Consider the following 1,381-nt stretch of genomic DNA (forward strand, 5'->3'; position numbering starts at 1 on the left):
GTATAAGGCATCCCAATACTGTTCCAGTGGTTAAGCGCATTCAAAATGGCCTTTTCTCCTCGGTCAAGTGTATGGTTATTGGCGATTGTCACGAGATCAACCCCGTTTGCCTTTAGAGCATCTCCCACCTCTACTGGTGAATTAAAGGAAGGATATGAGGAAAGCCCTATTTCTTTCCCGCCAATCATCGTTTCCTGATTAGCCACCGTAATATCCGTTTTTCCCAGATAGGGCTTCACAAATCGGAACATCGGATTAAAGTCATACGAGCCGTTTGACTTGCGGGCGGGTATATACACCCTATCGTGAATTAAAATATCTCCCCCAGCGCCTATGGTTGCTGCCGTTACTTTTTGTTTCGGAACAGGTGTATGAGCGTGAGATGAAGCGTTTTCGGCTTTAAGTTTCTTTTTATTCTCAGCCTTTGTTTCCGAGACTTTTGGTTCCTCTTGAAATTGACCTTTTACAAATGGCGCAAGGAACCATAACAAACACATAAATGTAGCTAGAAACACTAGTATTCTTTTCATGGCAAATGCTACCTCCCTACTATTATAGTAGAGTGTTTTTAGGAAATAACAACAAAAATATCTATTTGATATTTAAAATGAACACTTCATTCGTTTGAAACAGAGTACGAAATAGGAAAAAACTTAGACATATCATGTGTTGCTATGTCAGATGTGCTTGCTATCTCTGATATGCCTACCGTATCTGTGAGTATTTACAGTGGGAATGGTATTGGAGTTGGATAAGCATGTATGTTTTATTACATATTTCATATAGGATTTTCACTAGACTTAGAGCTTAGAAATAGTGAAAAAATTAAGCACGAGGCGCTGGCCGATAAAAAGAAGAGAGCATCTGTAAACTACACAGCTGCCCTCCTGATTTTCTCCAAGATCCATTATTAATCTCGTAATTCTGTACAATGAAGTATTTAATCTACCGGACGGTCATCAAAATCATAGTCTACCGTGCCAGGAGCTACACGTGCATTTGTTAATGCCGGAGTTTCCGGACGGGCAATTTGATACACACTGGCACCGACAATTTCAGCTGCTTGCTGCAATTTTTCTTTCGATATCTTATCCAGTGTATCTGTAGGCTGGTGATACCAAGGCTCTACAGGGGAATGGATAAACAAGGCGGATGGAATGCCAAGCTCATGGAATGGTTGGTGGTCACTCCTGCCCAGCTGTCCATAAGGAATCGCAACATCCATCGTTCTGGCCCCTGCTGAGGAACCCAGGTCCGTCACAAGGTTTTTCATTCCATCAATGGTATACATAATCAAACCACCTGCAGGATTATCCTCGCCAGCATCACGTCCGCCTATCATATCCATTTGGAAGTGAGCCACCATGCGGTCTACATCCTC

2 protein-coding genes are annotated in these 1,381 nt (G+C 42.3%); both read right to left on the minus strand.

Annotation, left to right across the window (positions count from 1 at the left end; all coding sequences use genetic code 11):
* On the minus strand, nucleotides 1-530 hold a 530-nt coding region (locus tag AC1DUW_RS28880), incomplete at its 3' end, for a CapA family protein (protein ID WP_477644196.1).
* Nucleotides 531-940: 410 nt separating this feature from the next.
* Nucleotides 941-1,381: M28 family peptidase (locus AC1DUW_RS28885; RefSeq protein WP_477644197.1), on the minus strand; the 441-nt coding region annotated here is incomplete at its 5' end.

The organism is Peribacillus sp. P4_C12, from assembly GCF_056402095.1.